Annotated in this window: 22 protein-coding genes; all 22 read left to right on the top strand. The window is 33.1% G+C overall.

All coding sequences use genetic code 11. The annotated features are described in order from the left end of the window. Positions 1–8: 8 nt before the first annotated feature. Positions 9–1,529: an ABC transporter permease gene (locus E4O04_RS09425; protein WP_253707576.1), complete on the top strand. Its 1,521-nt coding sequence runs from the start codon at positions 9–11 to the stop codon at positions 1,527–1,529. 18 nt (positions 1,530–1,547) lie between these two features. After that, a complete protein-coding gene (locus tag E4O04_RS09420) occupies positions 1,548–2,882 on the top strand; it encodes an ABC transporter permease (protein WP_253707574.1) in 1,335 nt (444 codons plus the stop codon). Between the two features lie 59 nt (positions 2,883–2,941). Then, on the top strand, positions 2,942–3,652 hold the full coding sequence (locus E4O04_RS09415) for an outer membrane lipoprotein-sorting protein (RefSeq protein ID WP_371922292.1): 711 nt from the start codon (positions 2,942–2,944) through the stop codon (positions 3,650–3,652). Position 3,653: 1 nt separating this feature from the next. Next, positions 3,654–5,111 (top strand): hypothetical protein, encoded by a 1,458-nt coding sequence (locus tag E4O04_RS09410; RefSeq protein WP_253707570.1) that lies wholly within the window; start codon positions 3,654–3,656, stop codon positions 5,109–5,111. Positions 5,112–5,730: 619 nt separating this feature from the next. Then, positions 5,731–6,996, top strand: coding sequence for an integron integrase (locus E4O04_RS09405; protein ID WP_253707569.1), 1,266 nt, complete (start codon positions 5,731–5,733; stop codon positions 6,994–6,996). A gap of 506 nt (positions 6,997–7,502) precedes the next feature. Further along, on the top strand, positions 7,503–8,057 hold the full coding sequence (locus E4O04_RS09400; protein ID WP_253707567.1) for an NUDIX domain-containing protein: 555 nt from the start codon (positions 7,503–7,505) through the stop codon (positions 8,055–8,057). Positions 8,058–9,279: 1,222 nt separating this feature from the next. After that, a complete protein-coding gene (locus E4O04_RS09395; protein WP_253707565.1) occupies positions 9,280–9,615 on the top strand; it encodes a DUF3969 family protein in 336 nt (111 codons plus the stop codon). A 1,235-nt stretch (positions 9,616–10,850) separates the two neighbouring features. Next, entirely contained in the window at positions 10,851–11,450 is a 600-nt protein-coding gene (locus tag E4O04_RS09390; protein WP_253679541.1) for a hypothetical protein, read from the top strand. A gap of 249 nt (positions 11,451–11,699) precedes the next feature. Beyond that, on the top strand, positions 11,700–12,365 hold the full coding sequence (locus E4O04_RS09385) for a hypothetical protein (protein ID WP_253707563.1): 666 nt from the start codon (positions 11,700–11,702) through the stop codon (positions 12,363–12,365). 176 nt (positions 12,366–12,541) lie between these two features. Then, a complete protein-coding gene (locus E4O04_RS09380) occupies positions 12,542–12,886 on the top strand; it encodes a type II toxin-antitoxin system RelE/ParE family toxin (RefSeq protein WP_253707561.1) in 345 nt (114 codons plus the stop codon). Between the two features lie 9 nt (positions 12,887–12,895). After that, positions 12,896–13,201, top strand: a complete 306-nt coding sequence (locus E4O04_RS09375; protein WP_253707559.1) for a helix-turn-helix domain-containing protein — start codon at positions 12,896–12,898, stop codon at positions 13,199–13,201. A 159-nt stretch (positions 13,202–13,360) separates the two neighbouring features. Beyond that, positions 13,361–13,543 carry a hypothetical protein gene (locus E4O04_RS09370; protein WP_253707557.1) on the top strand — a complete coding sequence of 61 codons (183 nt, stop codon included), beginning with the start codon at positions 13,361–13,363 and terminating at the stop codon, positions 13,541–13,543. 147 nt (positions 13,544–13,690) lie between these two features. Then, positions 13,691–13,969 (top strand): BrnT family toxin, encoded by a 279-nt coding sequence (locus E4O04_RS09365; protein ID WP_253707555.1) that lies wholly within the window; start codon positions 13,691–13,693, stop codon positions 13,967–13,969. Next, positions 13,911–14,201, top strand: a complete 291-nt coding sequence (locus tag E4O04_RS09360; RefSeq protein ID WP_371922245.1) for a BrnA antitoxin family protein — start codon at positions 13,911–13,913, stop codon at positions 14,199–14,201. Before E4O04_RS09365 ends, E4O04_RS09360 begins: the two co-directional genes overlap by 59 nt. A 108-nt stretch (positions 14,202–14,309) precedes the next feature. Next, positions 14,310–15,020, top strand: a complete 711-nt coding sequence (locus E4O04_RS09355) for a restriction endonuclease (protein ID WP_253707553.1) — start codon at positions 14,310–14,312, stop codon at positions 15,018–15,020. Positions 15,021–15,353: 333 nt separating this feature from the next. Next, on the top strand, positions 15,354–15,788 hold the full coding sequence (gene comJ, locus E4O04_RS09350; protein WP_253687609.1) for a competence protein ComJ: 435 nt from the start codon (positions 15,354–15,356) through the stop codon (positions 15,786–15,788). A 175-nt stretch (positions 15,789–15,963) separates the two neighbouring features. Then, on the top strand, positions 15,964–16,500 hold the full coding sequence (locus E4O04_RS09345; protein WP_253687613.1) for a hypothetical protein: 537 nt from the start codon (positions 15,964–15,966) through the stop codon (positions 16,498–16,500). Positions 16,501–16,742: 242 nt separating this feature from the next. Then, on the top strand, positions 16,743–16,925 hold the full coding sequence (locus tag E4O04_RS09340; RefSeq protein WP_253687630.1) for a hypothetical protein: 183 nt from the start codon (positions 16,743–16,745) through the stop codon (positions 16,923–16,925). A 166-nt stretch (positions 16,926–17,091) separates the two neighbouring features. After that, positions 17,092–17,370, top strand: coding sequence for a BrnT family toxin (locus tag E4O04_RS09335; RefSeq protein ID WP_253679545.1), 279 nt, complete (start codon positions 17,092–17,094; stop codon positions 17,368–17,370). Further along, the gene (locus tag E4O04_RS09330; protein ID WP_371922245.1) at positions 17,312–17,602 is read left to right on the top strand and encodes a BrnA antitoxin family protein; all 291 of its coding nucleotides are present in this window, start codon (positions 17,312–17,314) and stop codon (positions 17,600–17,602) included. The genes E4O04_RS09335 and E4O04_RS09330 overlap by 59 nt, the downstream gene beginning before the upstream one ends. Positions 17,603–17,775: 173 nt before the next feature. Continuing rightward, positions 17,776–18,816 (top strand): C45 family autoproteolytic acyltransferase/hydrolase, encoded by a 1,041-nt coding sequence (locus tag E4O04_RS09325; RefSeq protein WP_253678037.1) that lies wholly within the window; start codon positions 17,776–17,778, stop codon positions 18,814–18,816. 46 nt (positions 18,817–18,862) lie between these two features. After that, a complete protein-coding gene (locus tag E4O04_RS09320) occupies positions 18,863–19,672 on the top strand; it encodes a hypothetical protein (protein ID WP_253687635.1) in 810 nt (269 codons plus the stop codon). Positions 19,673–19,753 lie beyond the last annotated feature (81 nt).

Here is a 19,753-nt window from a genome sequence, read left to right as displayed (position 1 = left end):
AAAGTATTATGAATAAGACGATTTTTAAAATGGCGGTAAAAAATCTTTTTGCAAATAAGGCAAAGATGATTATTACCTTATCGCTTATAGGAATAGGAACCTTTTTGGTTATCTTAGGTTTCGGTATCCTAAATTTTTCATTACAGCAAACTCAGGATGTATGTATAAGCGATTTTTCAGGCGATGTTTTAATTACCGGTAAACCTGAAAAAGACAGTATAATGGTTCAGCTTTTAGGTGTTTTTCAGACGGTAAGTGTCAGCATGGATAGACCTAAGATGCCTTATCTGGTTCCTTTTGAAAAGGTTAAGTCCAAGGTTGAAAGCCTTCCTGAAGTAAAAGGCCTTACCAATTCGGTTTTTGCAAGCGGAATGCTTAAGCCTGTTGATCTTCCCGATTCATGGGAGCCTGAGGACAAGAATAGAAGCTCTTTTCCGTATGTACAGATTCTGGGCATTGAGCCTAAAAGCTATAAAAATCTTTTCGATACGATTAAAATTTATGAAGGCGAATTCCCCAAATCTTCAAACGGAAAATTTGCCATGCTTCCCCGCGATAGAAAAAAGAGATTTGAAGATTACTATGGCAGAACTTTAAAGCTCGGAGACGAAATATTGATTTCTGCCTTTGCAGGAAAGGCAAGGCAGCAAAAAGTTATTATAACAGGCTTTTTCGATTATGCTCATCCCGATACGGCGATAGACGGAATAGCTTACTTTGATGTAGACACAACCCGCATTCTTGCAGATATGACACTGGGAGCGAGGACTGCAGCGGCAATTCCCGATTCTGTCGATCTAAGCCTTTCAGAAAAATCGGAAGATGAGCTTTTTTCGGATGATTTCGATTCGGATATTATAGACACCGCTGCGAGCTCAAACACAAAGATTGATTATGAAAATCTTTTGGGAAGTACCGAGCTGCGCGATCAACTCAACCTTGCAGATAATGAGGCTTGGCATCACATAGTAATAAAGCTTAAGGATTCTTCAAAGACACAGAGTGTAATTAAAACATTAAATGATTGGTTTAAGGAAGAAGGAATAAATGCTCAGGCCTTGGACTGGAAGCTCGGAATGGCTATGTATTACGGAGCAATAGAAGGCACAAGAACTCTTTTTATCACAATGCTTGTTATTCTTTCCGTGGTAGTTTTAATCGTTATAATGAATACACTTGTTGTTGCCGTTATGCAAAGAAGTTCCGAAATCGGAACAATGAGGGCTATAGGTGCTAAAAAAGGCTTTGTAAGAAAGATATTTTTTGCGGAATCGTTTTTTATGTCATGCGTAGGAGTGCTTATAGGCTTGATTCTTGCTCTTATCGGAGCTGCCGTAGTTAATGCTTTTAATATCAGAGTCGGCGAGATCCTTGCGGCTATGTTCGGCGGAAAGCAAATAAGGGTAAGTATTTCTGCCGTTTCTGCTCTTTGGACAATGGCTGCAATGCTTTTAGCAGGCCTTGCCGCAAACTGGTATCCTGTAAGGCTTGCCTTAAAGATAAGCCCTCTTGAAGCAATCAACCGTTAAATTAAGGAAGAATAGATTATGAATATATTAAAAATAGCGTTTAGGAATTTAAACAGACAAAAAAGGCGAAGTATTCTTTTGGTTTTTGCAATAGCCTTTGCTTTCTTTGTCGTTATCTTTATGGACGGCATGACTTCCGGGGCCTTAAACAGCATGGCTGGCGAAATTTCAAAAATTGTAGGCGGTCATGTCTATATAATCGGTTCAAAAAAGGCTGCAGATAAAAATGCCGATGACTCTGCTCAAGTTTATATGAATGCCGAAGATATCGCTTTAGTAGAAAAAACCGTAAAAGAATTGGGTATCGATACCGTGTACATCATAAAAAGAAGCCGCTCATCGGGTAAACTCATCTTTGAAGGAAAAGAAGTTACCTCTAAAATTGACGGCTGCAAATTTGATGAAGAAAAAATTTTACATGACAGTATTCTTTTTAAAGAAGGAAGCTGGGAAGCCATGAAAAAAGAAAATGCGATTCTTCTTTCCGAATCGGTAGCTCAAAGCTTAAATGTAGGTTTACACGACATAGTTTTACTTGAAACCAAGACCTCGAAAGGACAGCTTACCGTTATTGAACTTCAAGTAGAAGGAATTGCAGTAAACCGCTCTCCGTTCGGCGGAATCACAAATTACATCAATTTTGATTATTTACAAAAAGTTACGGAGCTTGAAAAAGGAAGCATAGAAGTATATTCCCTTTTCTTAAAAAATTCCGACATGCAGGAAGCTTATGCTCAGATGCTCGAAAAAAAGTTCGGAGAAATAGGACCGACTGCAAGCAGAGCTCTTGCAAGACAGATAAGTCCTTCACAGCCGGCAAGCAATGTACTTAAACAGCTTGAAGAAGGAAAGTGGAAAGGAACAAAATTCGGTGTAGCGACTTTTTATGATTTTGCTCCTCAGATGGTTACACTGATGAATACCTTAAACGGTATAAGCTTCGGAGTTTTGGTTGTGCTTTTGGTTATTACGATGATAGGTATTTCAAACACCTTTAAAATCATCGTACATGAAAGAAGGGGTGAAGTCGGAACCATGCGCTCTTGCGGTATTATGAGAAGACATGTAAGGCATCTTTTCCTTGCAGAAGCTTCATTTTTGTCCTTGTTTGGAGCCGTATGCGGCTTTGTCCTTGCGGTTATCGTAATGCAGGTTATATCCTTTATTCCGATTGCCTCGGATTCTCCCTTTTCGGTCTTCACCAAAAACGGATACTTTACATGGAACTTATCGGTACTTTTGGTTTTATTAAAGTTTGCGATAATGTTGGGCTTAACCCTGCTCACGGTAAGGGGCTCAGCTTCAAGAGCCGCTAATATGATTCCTGCCGAAGCGCTTAGGTCAGGAAAATAATTTAAGGAGTTTTTATGAACAAGAAATTTTTGATTGTGCTCATTGCTTTTTTTGTAAGCATGGCGGCATTTGCTGAGGTTCCTTCGACGGAGGAAATGTATAAGATTATGGACAAGGTTTTCGACAGGGGGAATTTTGAAAAAGATTTTACCAGCACTCTCACGCTGATTGTCGAAAAACCTAATCAACCTAAGGAGGTTGTTCAGTTTAAACTTTTCAGGCGTGATAAGAAAGACCAAACAACCCTTATTCAGCTTGCACCTGAGGCCGACAAGGGAAACGGTTATCTGCAAGAAAAAGATAACCTTTGGTTTTATGACCCGATTGCTCACCAGTTTACTCACTCTTCGCTTAAAAAGAATTTGGCAAACAGCGATACAAAGTTATCCGATGTAAATAAAAAGTCCGAGTTTAGGCAGGCTTGGGAAATTCTTAAAATTGAAGAAGCAAAGGTCGGTAAGTATGAAGTTTATGCGGTAACGGCTAAGGCCTTGCAAAAAGATGCAACTTATGCCCAAGAAAAATTCTTTTTAAGAAAAGATAAGCATCTTGTTTTAAAAACGGAAAGTTACGGTGCAAGCGGAAAGCACATGAGAACTATGTATATAGCTAAATACGCAACGGTTGAAGGTCTCCCTCTTCCCGTGCAGCAGGTATATATAAATGAGCTTATAAAGGGAGAAAAAACAACACAGATATTCCAAGATTTTAATACCTCAAAAATTCCGGATGTTGTTTTTACAAAGGCATATTTGGAGAAGATAAACTAATATGAAAAAGCTTGCGATTTTTATTTTTGCCTTTCTTCCTTTTTTTGTATTTTCACAAGAAAGCTCTTCCAATTTGGAAGATGAACTTTTTGGAGGGGAGGAAGATACGATTATTTCTGCTGAGGAAGCCCGTTCCGACAGTAAGAGCAATTTAAAGTTTAAGGCCGATCTTGAAAAAGCGAGCCTTACTCTTGAAGCAAAAAAATTGAGAATAGGCGGAAGTTTGGGTTCTTCGATGGGTATAAATTATGCTTGGGAAGATCCTTATTCAAAGAAAGACGATTACATGAAATCTTTTAAAGACGGAAAAGGTACTTTTAATACAAACTTAAACGGAAGTCTCTTTTTTGATGCCCGCCCTGTCGAAGACTTAAAGCTTTACGGAAAATTTATTTTCGGCTTTCCCTTTGAGAAGAGCTTATCGGGACAAGGGGCTGCTTTTGTACCTAAGTCGATTGTTCCTCCAAACGGTATTGAGTTGCCAGCATTTGTTGAAGTAAATGGAGTGCCGAATATCAAAATCCAAGAGCTTTACACGGATTTTTCCGCCAAGGATATTGCCTTTTTCCGTTTCGGAAAACATGCAGTAAAATGGGGAACAGGTTATTTTTACAGCCCTGCCGACGTTATAAATATTTCAAGAATCGATCCTGAAGATCCTACAGCGGATAGGGAAGGGGGGCTTTCTTTAAGAACCCACATAATAATTCCTAAAACCCAGCACAATATCTGGCTCTACCTATTGCCTCCCGGAAAGGAAGACGGCAAAAACGGTTTTGATCCCAAATACACGGCAGGAGCTGCAAAGGGCGAGTTTGTTATCGGAAACTGGGAGTTGGGCCTGGGCGGCTGGTATAAATACGAAAAAGCTCCCCGGCTTGTTACAACCCTTTCAGGCAGCATAGCAGGCAAGGTCGCTGTCTTCGGTGAGGGAGTTTTTGCATGGGGAAGCGACTATACATATTATGAGACAGATATGACTCCTGCTCCTGAAAAAAGTAAGCCCTTTTTTCAGGCTACCCTCGGCGGTTCTTACTCAAATGATGACACACACACAAGCATAGCCTTGCAATATTTTTATAACGGTTTCGGATATCGGAATACGGATGCAGCTGTAAATATTTTGGATCAAGCAAAAAATCCTGCTTTGCTGTTTAATGCTGCATTTAGGGAAAAGGTACAAAATGTTTTAGCTATGGGAAATATCGGTCAACACTACATTGCATTTACCATAAACCAAAATAAACTCGGTACCGATAAGTTGAGCCTAAACCTTTTTCAGCAATTTGCCGTGTCCGAACTTGAAGGTTTTTCAAAGCTCACTCTCAATTGGAAAATATATAAATTTGCAAGTATGAGCACAGGCCCTTCTTTTAGCTATCCCTTGAGTTCTAAGTCAAAGACAAAGGGTGGAATAGGGTATACCTTATCATTCCGCCTAGGCGGCGGCACCTTCTAATCCGGCAATATGCGGCCGATGACTTTGTCGCTTCATAAAAATTAATCCTCGACGTATCAAAGATACGCCTCCGGTTAATTTTTATTCGCTTCGCGTCCTCGACTCGCCTCTTGCCGGATTAAGCCGAACAACCGCCACGGATGGCGGGTGGTTCCTTGCTTTGAGAGTTTTAGACGTAAGTCTAAAACTCTAAGATGAACAATGTACACGGATGTACATTGTTCATCAAGTATCTGCTCCCTCTATTTACGGCTTGGCTGTGTATTATCCGCCATGGATGGCTGGAGGTTCCAAACTTCGAGAGTTTGCGCTTGCCGCAAACTCTGAGATGAAAAATATGCATGGATGCACATTTTTCATCGAAATACTTGCATAATCCATAGAAATGTGCGATAATTAACCCGCATATGAGAAAATAGCTGCTTATAGTATGTTTCGGCTGCATGATGTAGGCTTTTTCTTACAATGGTTTATGTTCAGGCTGTTAAACTTATAGAAATTGAACAGTCATGCATAAATTTTTTGCTTAGGGTTATTTAGCGGTTTATCAATCGTCATAATATACCATGGGAAAGGTGTGCGGTAAAACTGTGTATTGTGCAGTTTTAAGGAGGAGTGTATGTTTGTTGAAATACGGCCTTATGAAAATAAGGCTTTGTCGGTAAATTTTAAAGCTCAAGGAGAGGATTTTTCTAAGGTGCTCCAAGCAATAAAAAAAGTGCCGGGAAGGGCTTGGTTGCCGGAACAACGGTTTTGGATTATCCCTGCCGATCGTAATTCTTGTGACATTTTGTTAAATAATCTTTATTATAACGGAATCTGTATGGCAGATTCAAGGTTTACCGGTAAAAATCATACTTCTAACTATGCTGATGCTTTGAATACTGAAACTATTGGGGAAAATGATAGTCCGGCCTCAACTTATCTTAAATCTATTCTACAAAAGCTGGATGAAGTTATTGCTGCCAAACATTACAGCAAGCGCACAGAAGAGGCTTATAGCTATTGGATAAGCCGCTTTATTAGCGAAAATAAGGATAAAAATCTTAAAGCTCTTTCCGATGATGAAATAAATTCTTTTGTTAGCCGTCTTGCAGTAAAAGAAAAGACCGCTGCTTCAAGCCAAAATCAGGCTCTTGCCGCTATTTTGTTTCTATACAAAAATATATTGGGCTTAACTATAAATACTCCTGAAAATATAGTCCGTGCAAAAAAGCCTAAAAAGCTTCCCACTGTGATGAGCCGGGAGGAAACTGCAAAGATATTTTCTATTTTGCCTGACAATGATTATAGTCTTTGTATCCGCCTGCTTTATGGAACCGGAATGCGGCTTATGGAAGCCCTGCGGCTAAGGGTTCAGGATCTTGATTTTGATAAAAACGAAATTACCGTACATGACGGAAAGGGGGCGAAAGACCGCAAAACGGTTCTGCCGGTTTCCCTTAAATTTCCGCTTCAAAAACATTTGGAAAAGGTCCGACTTATACATGAGGCAGATTGCAAAGAAGGCTTCGGTTCGGTATCTCTTCCGTTTTCTCTTGCAAAAAAATATCCCAATGCCGGTAAAAATTGGGCCTGGCAGTGGGTGTTTCCCCAAGCGCGCCGATGGCGGAATAAGGAAACAGGCGAGCAGGGAAGGCATCACATCGACCCTTCCGTTATTCAACGAACCCTGCATGAAGCTGTTTTAAAGTCAGGCATCCCGAAACCAATCGGCTGTCACACCTTCCGCCACTCGTTTGCAACGCATCTTTTGGAAGCCGGTTATGACATCCGCACAATCCAAGAGCTTCTCGGCCACAGCGATGTTAAAACAACTATGGTTTACACTCACGTCCTAAACCGAGGCGGTCTAGGCATTCAAAGCCCTATAGACAGGATGTGATTTTTTTTGCTCTGTTTAGTGAGGATAGGCCTAATCTGCCGATGGAGTTTTATACGCTTGGTTATTATGGTAGAAAAAGCTTATTTTTGTTTTGCGGCAGTTTAGATTGAAAATTATTGGGTTTTATGATATAGTGAGGAAGGGTCGAAGGAATGTTAGACGGATGCCTTACGACACGATAAACTGTAACTTTGAAAAATAGGATATATTTTTATAAATTAAAGTTTAAAGCCCCAATTAATGGGTTAGGTTACTTTGAGCAAGAGTGTCTTTTATTATAATGGCTATTTGAGGATGAGAAAAAAAATAAATTTTCATCTAATAATTTTAAAACTTATTAAGGAAATCAACAAAATAAAATATGACACTTTTTCATTCTCTTAAACTCAAAAACTATATGAAAAGATAAAATCTTATTTATAAAAAATTAGTTTAAATTATTAATAGATGATTTTTTTTATAAAATATTGTATACTATGAAAAATGGAGGGTTCCTATACTATTTTATGATATATAAAAACAATAATTCATTAAACAACACAGTTGATATTGTTCCAATGGTAACCATTTTTATTGAAAAGGAGGATAAAATTTTGATGTTGAAACGGGCTCCAACAAAGAAGATCGCCCCTAATAAGTGGGCTGGAATTGGCGGACATATTGAGAAAGAAGAATATAAAACTCCAATGAAAGCATGTCTAAGAGAATTGAAAGAAGAAACCGGTCTCATAGTAAATGATTTAATATATATAGACCTTAAATACTTAATTATACGGAACGTAAAAGATGAGATATTAAGAGAGCAGTATGTTTATTTTGGAAAAACGGACAAGAATCCTTTATTTTATGAATTCTCGGAAGGTAAACTGGAATGGATTGATAAAAGTAAAGTAATGACTCTTGAAATGCCAATGACATGTGAATATATACTAAAACATTATTTTGAAAGTGAAATCAGTAAGAGACTGGAAGTTGGCGTTGCAACATATTTTAACGGGAAAGAAAATATACTTTGGAATGAAATGCTGGATTTTGATAATTACAAAGGTAAAAGCGTCTAACACCCGCTTCAACGCTGACATTTGTTTTGTCACGAAAGTTGCTTAAAGTGCCTATACGGCACTGCAACTTTCGCGCCAACTTTGCCTTAACGCTTCGCGTCGGCAAAGGCACAAATGCAGGTTAAGCGAATGTTATACGGATGCCTGCGGCACTATAAACTGTAACTTTGAAAAAATGGTGTGTGTTTTTTGTAAATTAAAGCGTAATAGCCAAATTAAAAGCTTAGGTTCTTTTAAATAAAGTTTTGTTTTGTTATATTATCTACTTGGATAAGTAAAAATAAGCTTTTATCTAAGTATTTAAACCTCATTAAGGAAATCAACGAAATAAAAGTCCTTCGGACGGTCATGGTGATTATTATAATTAACTTGCTAAGAAAAATGAGCTTTTATCTTAGGATTGTAGAACTTGTTTAGAAAATCAACGAGTTAAAAGTCCTTCGGACGGTCATGGTAATTATAATAATTAACTTAGTGAGGAAAATAGAATTTTATTTTTTGTATTTTAAAATTATATGAAAATATTAAAAATAAAGTTTATTTATAATATAAAGCGGTTAAGTTGTATAAAATTTTAGTATTATAGTTAAATTTTTATTTTTTTAAATTTAGTAATTAAAAGCGGGGTAGTAAAAAAAATAAAGTCTTATTGTTAAGAATAAGTTTATGATTTTAAGATAAATACTATTTATAAAAGATTAGTTTTGTAAATAATATAGAATTATAGTTAAATTATATAGTTTATAATATATGCTTTAAGTAATGTAAAAGTTGAATATGCAAATTATAAAGCTTTATAGTAAAATTTTAAGTTTTTATTTATTGAATGTAGTAATAAAAAGCAAAATAAGGCAAGATTAAAAGCTTAATTGTTAATATAAGCGGTTGAGTTAAAATAAGAGCGTATAACACCCGCTTCAACCTGACATTGCGGACGGAGCCGCAAATGCAGGTCAAGCGAATGTTAGACCGATGCCTTACGGCACGATAAACTGCAACTTTGAAAATTGAGTGTGTATTTTTTTTGTAAATTAAAGCGTAAACCCCAAATTCAAATCTTAGGTTCTTTAAGTAAAACATTATTTTATTATAATATCTACTTGATTATGACGAATAAAACTTTTATCTAAGGGTTTAAAACTCGTTTAGGAAATTGACGAGTGAAAGTCCTTCGGGCGGTCTGGTAATTATAATAATTAACTTGTTAAGGAAAATAATAAAAATGAAAATAACAGAAATAACTAATGAAAAGTATGATGAGAAAATGTTTTTAGTTATTATACTAGGAACGCTTGAGGCTGTTATTAACAAAAAGATAACCATGAATGAAATTAATTCTATCCTTCCGGTTGGTATGCGTAGAAAATATAAATTTAATAAAAAAATAAATGATTTATTAATAGAGTGTCATTATATAGAAGATTTTGAAACACTGCTTCCTAATGAATTAGAGTCTCAGTTACATGAGCTAAAAGAACAAACTTTATTGCTATTATCCGAATATAATGAGTGTTCTAACGTGCGTTGGTTGACTATGGATACTCAAGATGGATTTTAATGATAAGAAAAAGAAAGAATGCTCCTGTGAAATAAATTGTGTAAATGGTTTAAATATGATATGCGAATAGAAAAATATGATAGGCAACTGATGGGGAAATTGAAGGTAAAATTAAAAACTAATTGATAAAACTTTTGAGATAAGAAAATATTAAAAAAACAAAACTTTTATCTGAGGATTTTTAAACTCATTACGGATATCAACGAGATTAAACTCCTTCGGACGGTCATGGTAATTATAATAATTAACTTGTTAAGAAAATTTGAACTTTAGTTTTTATTTTTTTTAATTATTATGTAATTTTAAAATAAAGTTTATTTATAGATAAAGTGGTCAAGTTATTAAAATTTTAAGCTTTTTTTTATCGAATGTATAGTATTAAAAAGCAAAGTAGTGTAATATTTAAAGCGTAATTATTAATATAAGTTGTATAGTTAAAATAAAAACGTCTAACACCCGCTTCAACCTGACATTGCCTTTGTCATGGAAATTGCGTATGTCGCTCCGCCGCTTACACGGCTGCGCTTCTTTTATGCAATTTCCACGCCAAGCCCTACACGGGCACGGCAATGCAGGTTAAGCGAATGTTAGATGGATGCCTAACGGCACAATGAACTGCAACTTTGAAAAAGTAGGGTGTATTTTTTGTAAATTTAAAGCTTGAAAACCCAAATTAAAAGCTTAGGTTTTTTGAGTAAGGTTATGTTTTATTATAATATTTACTTGGATAAGTAAAATAAAACTTTTATCTGAGTGTTTTTAAACTTTTTAAGTAAATCGACAAATAAAAGTCCTTCGGACGGTCACGGTAATTATAATAATTAACTTGTTAAGTAAAATGAAACTTTTATCTAAGGATTTTAAAACTCGTTAAGGAAATCAACAAAATAAAAGTCCTTCGGACGGTCATGGTAATTATTATAGTTATTTGTTAAGTAACAATAAAATTTTAGCCTTACAGTAAAATTTTAAGCTTTTTTTATTGAATGTGTAGTAATAAAAAGCGAAATAGTGTAAGATTAAGAGGATAATTGTTAATATAAGAGGGATAGGTAAGATAAAAGCATCTAACACTCGCTTCAACCTGACATTGCGGAGGAGCCGCAATGCAGGTCAAGCGAATGTTAGATTGACCTGCCTACGGCAGGCAGGTGCGGAACCAATCAAAGCATTCTTTCGACGAAAAATAAAAATAATTGCAATGAAAAAAAACATTGCGAAAGGATGGTTGAAAGATGAAACAAAAGAGGTTAGTTTCAATGTTATTAGTTGCAGCATTATGTACTACATCATTGTTTGCAATTGATCTGAGTGTTGGTGGTGGTATTGATTTTACACATGCCACAAAAAAAGCAGAGATTGATACAGGGTGGTTTAAGGTTAGCCCTAAAGCAACTGGTAATTTTTTTGGTGTAAAATGTTTTTTTGATGCACAATATGTTTTGGGTACTCTCGGTTTTAGCTTTGGTAGTAGTGAAGTTACTCCTTTGGTATCTGGAATTAATATGAGTTACTTTAATATGGCTTTTTTTGGAAAATATCCATTTACAGTTGGTATTGCAAAGATTTATCCCCTGTTTGGATTTGATTTAAATTTTAATATTTCTTGTAAAAAAGATGGAGAAAATTATAAAGAGAATCTTGATTCAAGTTATAATTTTCATCGACATTATGTTGCATTTGGTGTTGGATCAGATGTTTATGTAAAAGAAAGATTATTTTTAAAGCCTAGTTTATTACTTGGATTTCAGATGAATAAAAATATGGGTTCAGCAGCAACGAAAGAGAGCGGTTTTATGTTTAACCTTGGTTTTAGTGTTGGATATAAGTTATAGTTATAACTTTACAGTTTTGCATATAAAAAGTTCCGTAAAATATGCAAAACTGTTTTTAATGGAAGTTTAATATAGTCAAAGTATATAAAGGAAATCGAAAAAATGTGTTAGTTTTTGTTGGAAAAATAAAATCTAACACTCGCTTCAACCTGACATTGCGGATGAACCGCAAATGCAGGTTAAGCGAATGTTAGGACGACGTGCTAAAGCGCGCAAAAAGAAAAATATTAAATGCAAAGGAATATTTATATGAAAGTAGTATATGAAACTAATGGAAAAGGATTTCTTGGTTGGATAGAAAATCTGTCCGGTGCCTATGTTCGAGGAAAAACAATAGAAGAAGCACGAAATAAATACAAAAGAGAAATTAAAGAATATGAACAATGGTTGGATATAGAAGTTAGTGAGATTGATAAAATTGAGGAAGTAATTGTACATAGTGATTTAATGATTGAAGACGCTGATAGTGATATTATTCTTGAGATAGAGAAGAAAGAGTATGAGAATGAGAATGATTTTTATCATGAATGTGAGTTAGCATTTTTATCCGCAAAAAAAGTTGATGCTGTATATAACAAATGTAAGAACAAAAATGTAATCGATGATAGTAAAGTAAGAAAAACATTTTATGGAAATGTATATTCTACAATATTTGAACAATATAAACATATATGTAATGTACAAAAATATTACTTAGGACAAGTAGATTTGGAAGCAGATATTGATCTTGATATCATAGGAGGAAGAAAAAATTGTATTGATGAATTAATAAAAAAATACAAAAAAGATGGAAATAGAGTATTTAAGAATGAAGAAGATTGGTCTATTAGAAAAGCGCTGAGGCGATTGATCTGGCATGATAGAATTCATGCAAAAGCAATGGAAAGAATGGAGTATAATATTACTAATAAATAAACTTAACATTTATTTATAAATTATCAGATTCTATAACAATAGCAATAATATAAGTTTTAATTTATAAAAATTTAGGTATATGAGGGTATTCGGTAATAAAAGACAATTATTTGATATATTAAAATATTTTTATTTATCTATTGACAAATATGCACTGTAATGCATATAATATAAACATGTGGAAAGTTAATGTGACAGAAGAATACGAAGAATGGTATAAATCTTTGGATAAGGATAGTATGTCAGAGTTGTACTATTTGACAGAGCTTTTGAGATTAAATGGCCCTGAGTTAAGCCGTCCATATGCGGATATTATCCATGGTTCAAAGAAGATAAAAAATTTAAAAGAATTAAGAGGCCGAACTTCTGAAACAGTTTTAAGAGTTTCTTTTTTCTTTGATAGGGAGAGAAAAGCAATCTTGCTTATAGGTGGGGATAAAAAAGGTGTAAATGAAAAGAAATTTTATAAAGATTTAATAAAAAGATCGGAGGAAATTGCTGAAAAAAATGGATATATTTAGGAGGTTAATATGAAAGATGCGTTTGAAATGATGGAAAGATATATGAGTGAGGAAGAAGTAAAGAAAGCAAAATTAAAAGCAGAAAGAGAAAATTTTTCAATCAAATTAGCTAGGATTAGAGAATTACAGGAACTGAGTCAAAGCGAGATTGCAAATTTTAGTCAGTCATCTGTTTCGAGATTAGAAAAAAGAAAGGATATAAAGTTATCAACACTTATTGACTATATTGATAGTATTGGAATGGGGCTAGAAATAAAAATATATCCTAAATTAACTAATTCAAAAGTAAAAGAGGAAGTTTTATTAAGAACATAAGATATCCTAACACCCGCTTCAACCTGACATTGCGGACAAGCCGCAAATGCAGGTTAAGCGAATGTTAGGTTGACAAGCTAACCGCTTGCGGAAAGACTTGTGCGGAACCGGCCTATAACATTTATTTCGATCTAAAAATAAATTTATAGGAGGCCAAGTATGGCATTTTGGGAAATGTTTGCAAATCAAGATTTTTATGATGGAAAAAAATGGCGGAATAAGGGTGAAAAGATTGAATTCACAACCCGTGGCGATCAAAGACCTACAGTCTTTGATATTTCTAAAGCAACTAGAGAAAAATATGGGAGAGATTTGAGTAGTTATTTTAAACTTCGTGATTAATTTTAGAAGATATAATATTTTCTAAAATTTAATGATTTCTGCCACTTTTTTGATTTTAAGATATATTAAAATTATAAAGTGGCAGTTTTTTCTCTAAAATAAAAATATATGTATTGAAAATATTGCAAAAAGTATGTATAATATGTTATGACATTTGAATGGGATAAGAATAAAAATGAAATAAATATCAGGAAACATAATGTTTCATTTGAAGAAGCTCAGGAAGCTTTTTTTGATAAAAATAGAGTTATAGTATATGATGAAAGACATTCGGATAAAGAGAAAAGATATTTTTGTCTTGGTAAAGTTGGAGACAAAATATTGACGGTGCGTTTTACCTTACGTAATGAGGATATTAGGATAATAGGTGCCGGATATTGGCGAGAAGGAAAAAGAAGATATGAAGAAGAAAATAGAATACAGTGATGCTCCTAAACAAGTAGCTGAGTCAATATCGTTATCGGAAAGGATTGATGATTTTCTACCACCACCGGACAGATTAATAAGAAAATCTGAAAAAGTAAAAATTACGATAACGCTGGATAGTGAAAGTATTGCATTTTTTAAAGCTTCAGCAAAGAAAAATAATGTAAAATATCAAACAATGATAAATGAAATATTAAGCAAATATGCTGAAAGATATAGTTATACTATTTGATAATTATAAAAATAAACCTAACACTCGCTTCAACCTGACATTGCGGAGTAGCCGCAAATGCAGGTTAAGCGAATGTTAGATTGATGCCTTGCGGCACAAAGAGGAAAAATGATTAATTGGAAAGAATATGAATCTGGAATCTATTTTCTTTATAATAGACTTATAAATAAAGGTTATCCGAACCTTAAAATAGAGAAAGATCAAAAAATTAAAGGCAAATCTGGTTTATTGCATGAAATAGATGTGGTTATATCATTTGATCTCTTAAATAAAAAAAGATTAATGTTAATTGAATGCAAAAATTTCTCAAAAAGAAAAGTTGAAAAATCTGATATTATGATTCTACATTCTAAAGTAAATGATATTAATTCTTCATTTGGAATAATAGTAACAACAAAGGGATTTCAAACTGGTGCTAAAGAATATGCTGATTATTTTGGGATAACAACATTAGTTATTAGTGAATTAAGTATAATAATAGAATCATCAAAACAGACATTAAAAGTTGTATTACCTGATGAATATGATTTACCAAAACCATTTTATACAATAATGTATATCAAAAATGGTGAAAATACAGGATCTTATAAAATGATAAAATCTCAAGAAAAACATGCTTTTATGCTTTTTCTTTCAAAAAAGGAAGCCTCAAAATGTTTGCAAAAGGATGAAAAAATATTTCCAGTTACACTTGCGCATCTGGAAATTATCTGTAGATATTCAGAGAAATTTAATAAGGGGATTATAGTTTTTTTTGGATATGCTGAAGAAGGTATTTCTCTGTCATCTAATCAATTACGAGAATTATACATAAATTAATCTAACACCCGCTTCAACCTGACATTGCGGATGAACCGCAAATGCAGGTTAAGCGAATGTTAGAATGACGCTTCGCGCGGAGCAAAAAATAATATTACAATCATATGGACTGGGAAAATATTTAATTTCTGATAAAATTAGCGGCAAAATGGACAATTTTATAAGAAAATGATTTTTCGTTATATGATATGTAAAAGTAGAATGATATTCTATGGACAATTAGATAGTATTTATAATGATTTTATTATTGGTGACTATGTAATTATTTCAGTTGTTATATTATTTGATTGTCTTGAAACAAAAAGCGTTATAACATGCGATTAAGATAGTTAAATGGTTACAGTGGATATACTTTATAGGCAACTTGCAATATTTGTTGCCGATATGCCTAATCCTTATAATAAATGGTCATCAAAATCCCTTAATCAAGGTTTCGCATACCGGAAAGGATCTGTTTCATTTGATACAATTGAAGACGGTGAGTTTAAAATATTTATCAATGAAAAAGATAATTTAAAGATTAATGATATAATTCGAAAAATAATTGTTCCGTTAAAAACCAAAAATGGTTTTGAGCTTGGGTCAATTATTTCCACGATTAAAATTGATGCAAAACCAGGAGATTATTCAATTGAATATAGTCTTTATAAAAATAAAATAATTCATATCCAAATACGAAAAGAAGTTATCAGCCCAAAAATACTAATAATGCAAGATAAAGATGATATACAAGATATAGAACTTTTTTTGAATGAAGAAAAAGCTTAAAAAATATTCTAACACCCGCTTCAACCTGACATTGCGGAGTAGCCGCAAATGCAGGTTAAGCGAATGTTATACGCACAACGCGTAGCGTTGGAAAATTTTTAGAAAAAAATAAGCAACTTCAGTGTTTATTAATATATAAAATTATATATGATAATTATGACTGAATGGAGAAAATATGTATTATAAAAATTTATTTATTCCTTTTACAATATTAAATCGCCTAAAAAGAAAAGAATTAAATGTAATTGATTATCCACTTTATTATTATATAAATAAAAATGCTCAAGAAGAAAATTTTAAATATTGTGTAAGAATATTAAATTGGGCCGGTTTTGTAGGATTCGGTTCAAATTTTGCAGAGGCATTTAGCAAAATAGAAAAAACTTTTTATGATTATAAAAAAAATAATATTTTACCAAAACCTTGGGAAAGAAAACCGATTGAGTTTGCAAGTGATGATATTTTATTTGAAAATGAAGAATTCGCCGCTGATTTTTTTGAGAAGATTCTTGGGATAGATTTTTACGAAGGATTTTTTGCTGATGAAGTAACAATAGAATTAATATTATTTCCATGGTGTAAAAAAACTCCAGAAGATGTTAAAGAAATTATAATTAAAAAAACAAAAGAAAATTATGGTGTAGATATTAGTAATATGTATGATAATGCAATTGCAGATATAATTATATTTATTAAAAATAATATGAAATGAATTTTTCTAAAATAAAAAGAAAATGTATGTTACGTTATTGCTTAAAAAATATATAATGGAAATGGAGAATTTTTTTGTAGTAAGAACGTCTAACACCCGCTTCAACCTGACATTGCGGAGGAACCGCAAATGCAGGTTAAGCGGATGTTAGGTTGACAAGCTAACCGCTTGCGGAAAGACTTGTGCGGAACCGGCCTATAACATTTATTTCGATCTAAAAATAAATTTATAGGAGGCCAAGTATGGCATTTTGGGAAATGTTTGCAAATCAAGATTTTTATGATGGAAAAAAATGGCGGAATAAGGGTGAAAAGATTGAATTTACAACCCGTGGCGATCAAAGACCAACAGTCTTTGATATTTCTAAAGCAACTAGAGAAAAATATGGGAGAGATTTGAGTAATTATTTTAAGTTTCGTGATTAATTTTAGAAGATTATAATATTTTTTAAAATTTAATTATTTCTGCCACTTTTTTGATTTTAAGATAAATTAAAGTCAAAAAGTGGCAGTATAACTATATAAAATATTTTTTTATATAAAATAAAAATATATGTATTGAAAATATTGCAAAAAGTATGTATAATATATTATGACATTTGAATGGGATAAGAATAAAAATCAAATAAATATAAGAAAACATGGTGTTTCATTTGAAGAAGCTCAGGAAGCTTTTTTTGATAAAAATAGAGTTATATTATATGATGAAAGACATTCGGATAAAGAGAAAAGATATTTTTGTCTTGGTAAAGTTGAAGACAAAATATTGACGGTGCGTTTTACCTTACGTAATGAGAATATTAGGATAATAGGTGCCGGATATTGGCGAGAAGGAAAAAGAAGATATGAAGAAGAAAATAGAATACAGTGATGCTCCTAAACAAGTAGCTGAGTCAATATCGTTATCGGAAAGGATTGATGATTTTCTACCACCACCGGACAGATTAATAAGAAAATCTGAAAAAGTAAAAATTACGATAACGCTGGATAGTGAAAGTATTGCATTTTTTAAAGCTTCAGCAAAGAAAAATAATGTAAAATATCAAACAATGATAAATGAAATATTAAGCAAATATGCTGAAAGATATAGTTATACTATTTGATAATTATAAAAATAAACCTAACACCCGCTTCAACCTGACATTGCGGACGGAGCCGCAAATGCAGGTTAAGCGAATGTTAGGTTGACGCCTGTCGGCGCGATTCGTATTAAAAATTTGGTTAGTTGACATTAAAATTTGTTTTTGTAAAATTATGGATATATTAGGGAGTAAATATGTATCATCCAAGATTCAAAGGCAATCATTATGCAATGGGGCAAAAACTAGGTTCTATATTAAAGCAAAGTAATGTTTCATTTCCGATAAATCTCGATTCATTTCAAAAGAAATTTGGAAAGGAAAGTGGTATAATTCTAAATGATATGTTTCCAGAGATAGTTGCAGAAATTAAAGGAATAACTGACCAAATAGGAATAGATAATGCTATATTTACATCTTGGTTAATGTGTATGGGGTGTTGTCTTGATGTATATGAAAATGAATCTACTGAGATACGAGGTTGTACTGCTTTTACTTTTATTCATGATGAAAAAGTTTACTATGCAAGAAATAATGATTTACCCCCATTTCTGGAACCAATCAGTAAAAGTATTTATTATAGACCTGAAAATGGAAATAGTTTTATTCTAAATACTTCTTCATTTGTTAATGGCGAAGAAGGTATTAATGAATATGGGTTGGTTGCAGCTATGACATTTGTAAAACCTATCATTGAAGAAATTAAGCCGGGAATAAATTCTGTTCTTATTGTTCGATTGGTATTAGAAAAATGTAAAACAGTAATTGAAGCCGTTAAATTTATTGAGGAATTACCTATTGCTTCAAGTTGTAACATTTTGCTTGCGGATAAATTGGGAGATATGGTTGTGCTTGAATGTCATCCGAAAAAAATCAATAAAAGAATGCCAACGATAAGTAGTATAAATGGTAAATATATTGTAACAGTAAATCATTTTACTTCAAAATCTATGTGGAAATATGATGAAAGTAATCGTGATATTTTTATGTCAGATGCTAGATTTAAAACAGTGAAGTTAGCATTTGATGCTTACAAAATTACGGATGCCGTTCAATATGCAAAAGATATACTCATGGGTAAGTATGGCTTTATGTGTCAATATCCAGATGATGGGAATTTTACTACAATATGGGCATCCTTAATGAATATTTCTGACGGTAATATATTAAGGGCTGAAGGACATCCTTTAAAGCGCAAGTTTGTGCCAGACAAGCGATTAAAAATGGATTTACACTGACAAGCACTTCAAGTTGACATTGCCTTTGGCATGAAAAGGGGAATAAATGAATATTAAAACAGCAATTATTGTTTCTTCAGTTTTATCGTTAATTGTGTTTGTTGCATTTGTAATTGGCGTGTTTTTTAGTGGGTTGACAATATTTTCTGGCAAGTATAATTATGATGCGCTATCAGCTTTAGCTACCTTATTTGCAGCAATATTTGGTCCATTAGTTTCATTAATCGCCGCATTCCTTTTCTATTCATCACTTCTCGCTCAGAAGGAATCAATTAAACTTCAAAGAGATGAGTTTTCTGAATTTGTTAAATCAAATGACTTTAATATTCAGAATATTAACTTTTCCTTGGTTTTAAAAGAAATTAAAGAGTTTAATACAGATTCAAGTCTTAGAGTAGAAAATCATTACTCATCAACAACTGATGAAATGCTCACAAAAATCGATCTTATAAATGAATTAAAATTGCATCTTATCAATCCAGGAAAAGCTATTAAAAGATCGGCAACAATCCTAGATGGAGATATTTACGAAACAAAAGAATTTATCCATTGTAATGTCGGAGATAAAATTTGGTATAAAGATCATAAGTGTGAGATTGTTCAAAGAAAAGAAAAAGAGATTAAAGAACTTGAAAGAATTGAAAGAAGATTCTGGATTATTTTTAGCACAATGTACTCTTTGATTAATACAAGTAATAACAAGGATATTTTTAGAAAAGTTTTTACCAGTATATTACCTTACGAATATTTTGAATATAGCATGGGCTTATTTGGTAAACGAGGCGGACATCCGGACAATCAGATTATTGTGGAATTGCTTGATTACTATAAACATGAGATAAGAAATTTGACCTAACACCCGCTTCAACCTGACATTGCGGACAAGGCCGCAAATGCAGGTTAAGCGAATGTTAGGTTGACGCTTCGCGCAATAAGA

Source organism: Treponema sp. OMZ 799 (genome assembly GCF_024181365.1).
Lineage (GTDB): Bacteria > Spirochaetota > Spirochaetia > Treponematales > Treponemataceae > Treponema_B.
Note: the sequence above shows the minus strand (reverse complement) of the source record. Positions and strands in the feature narration are given on the sequence as shown.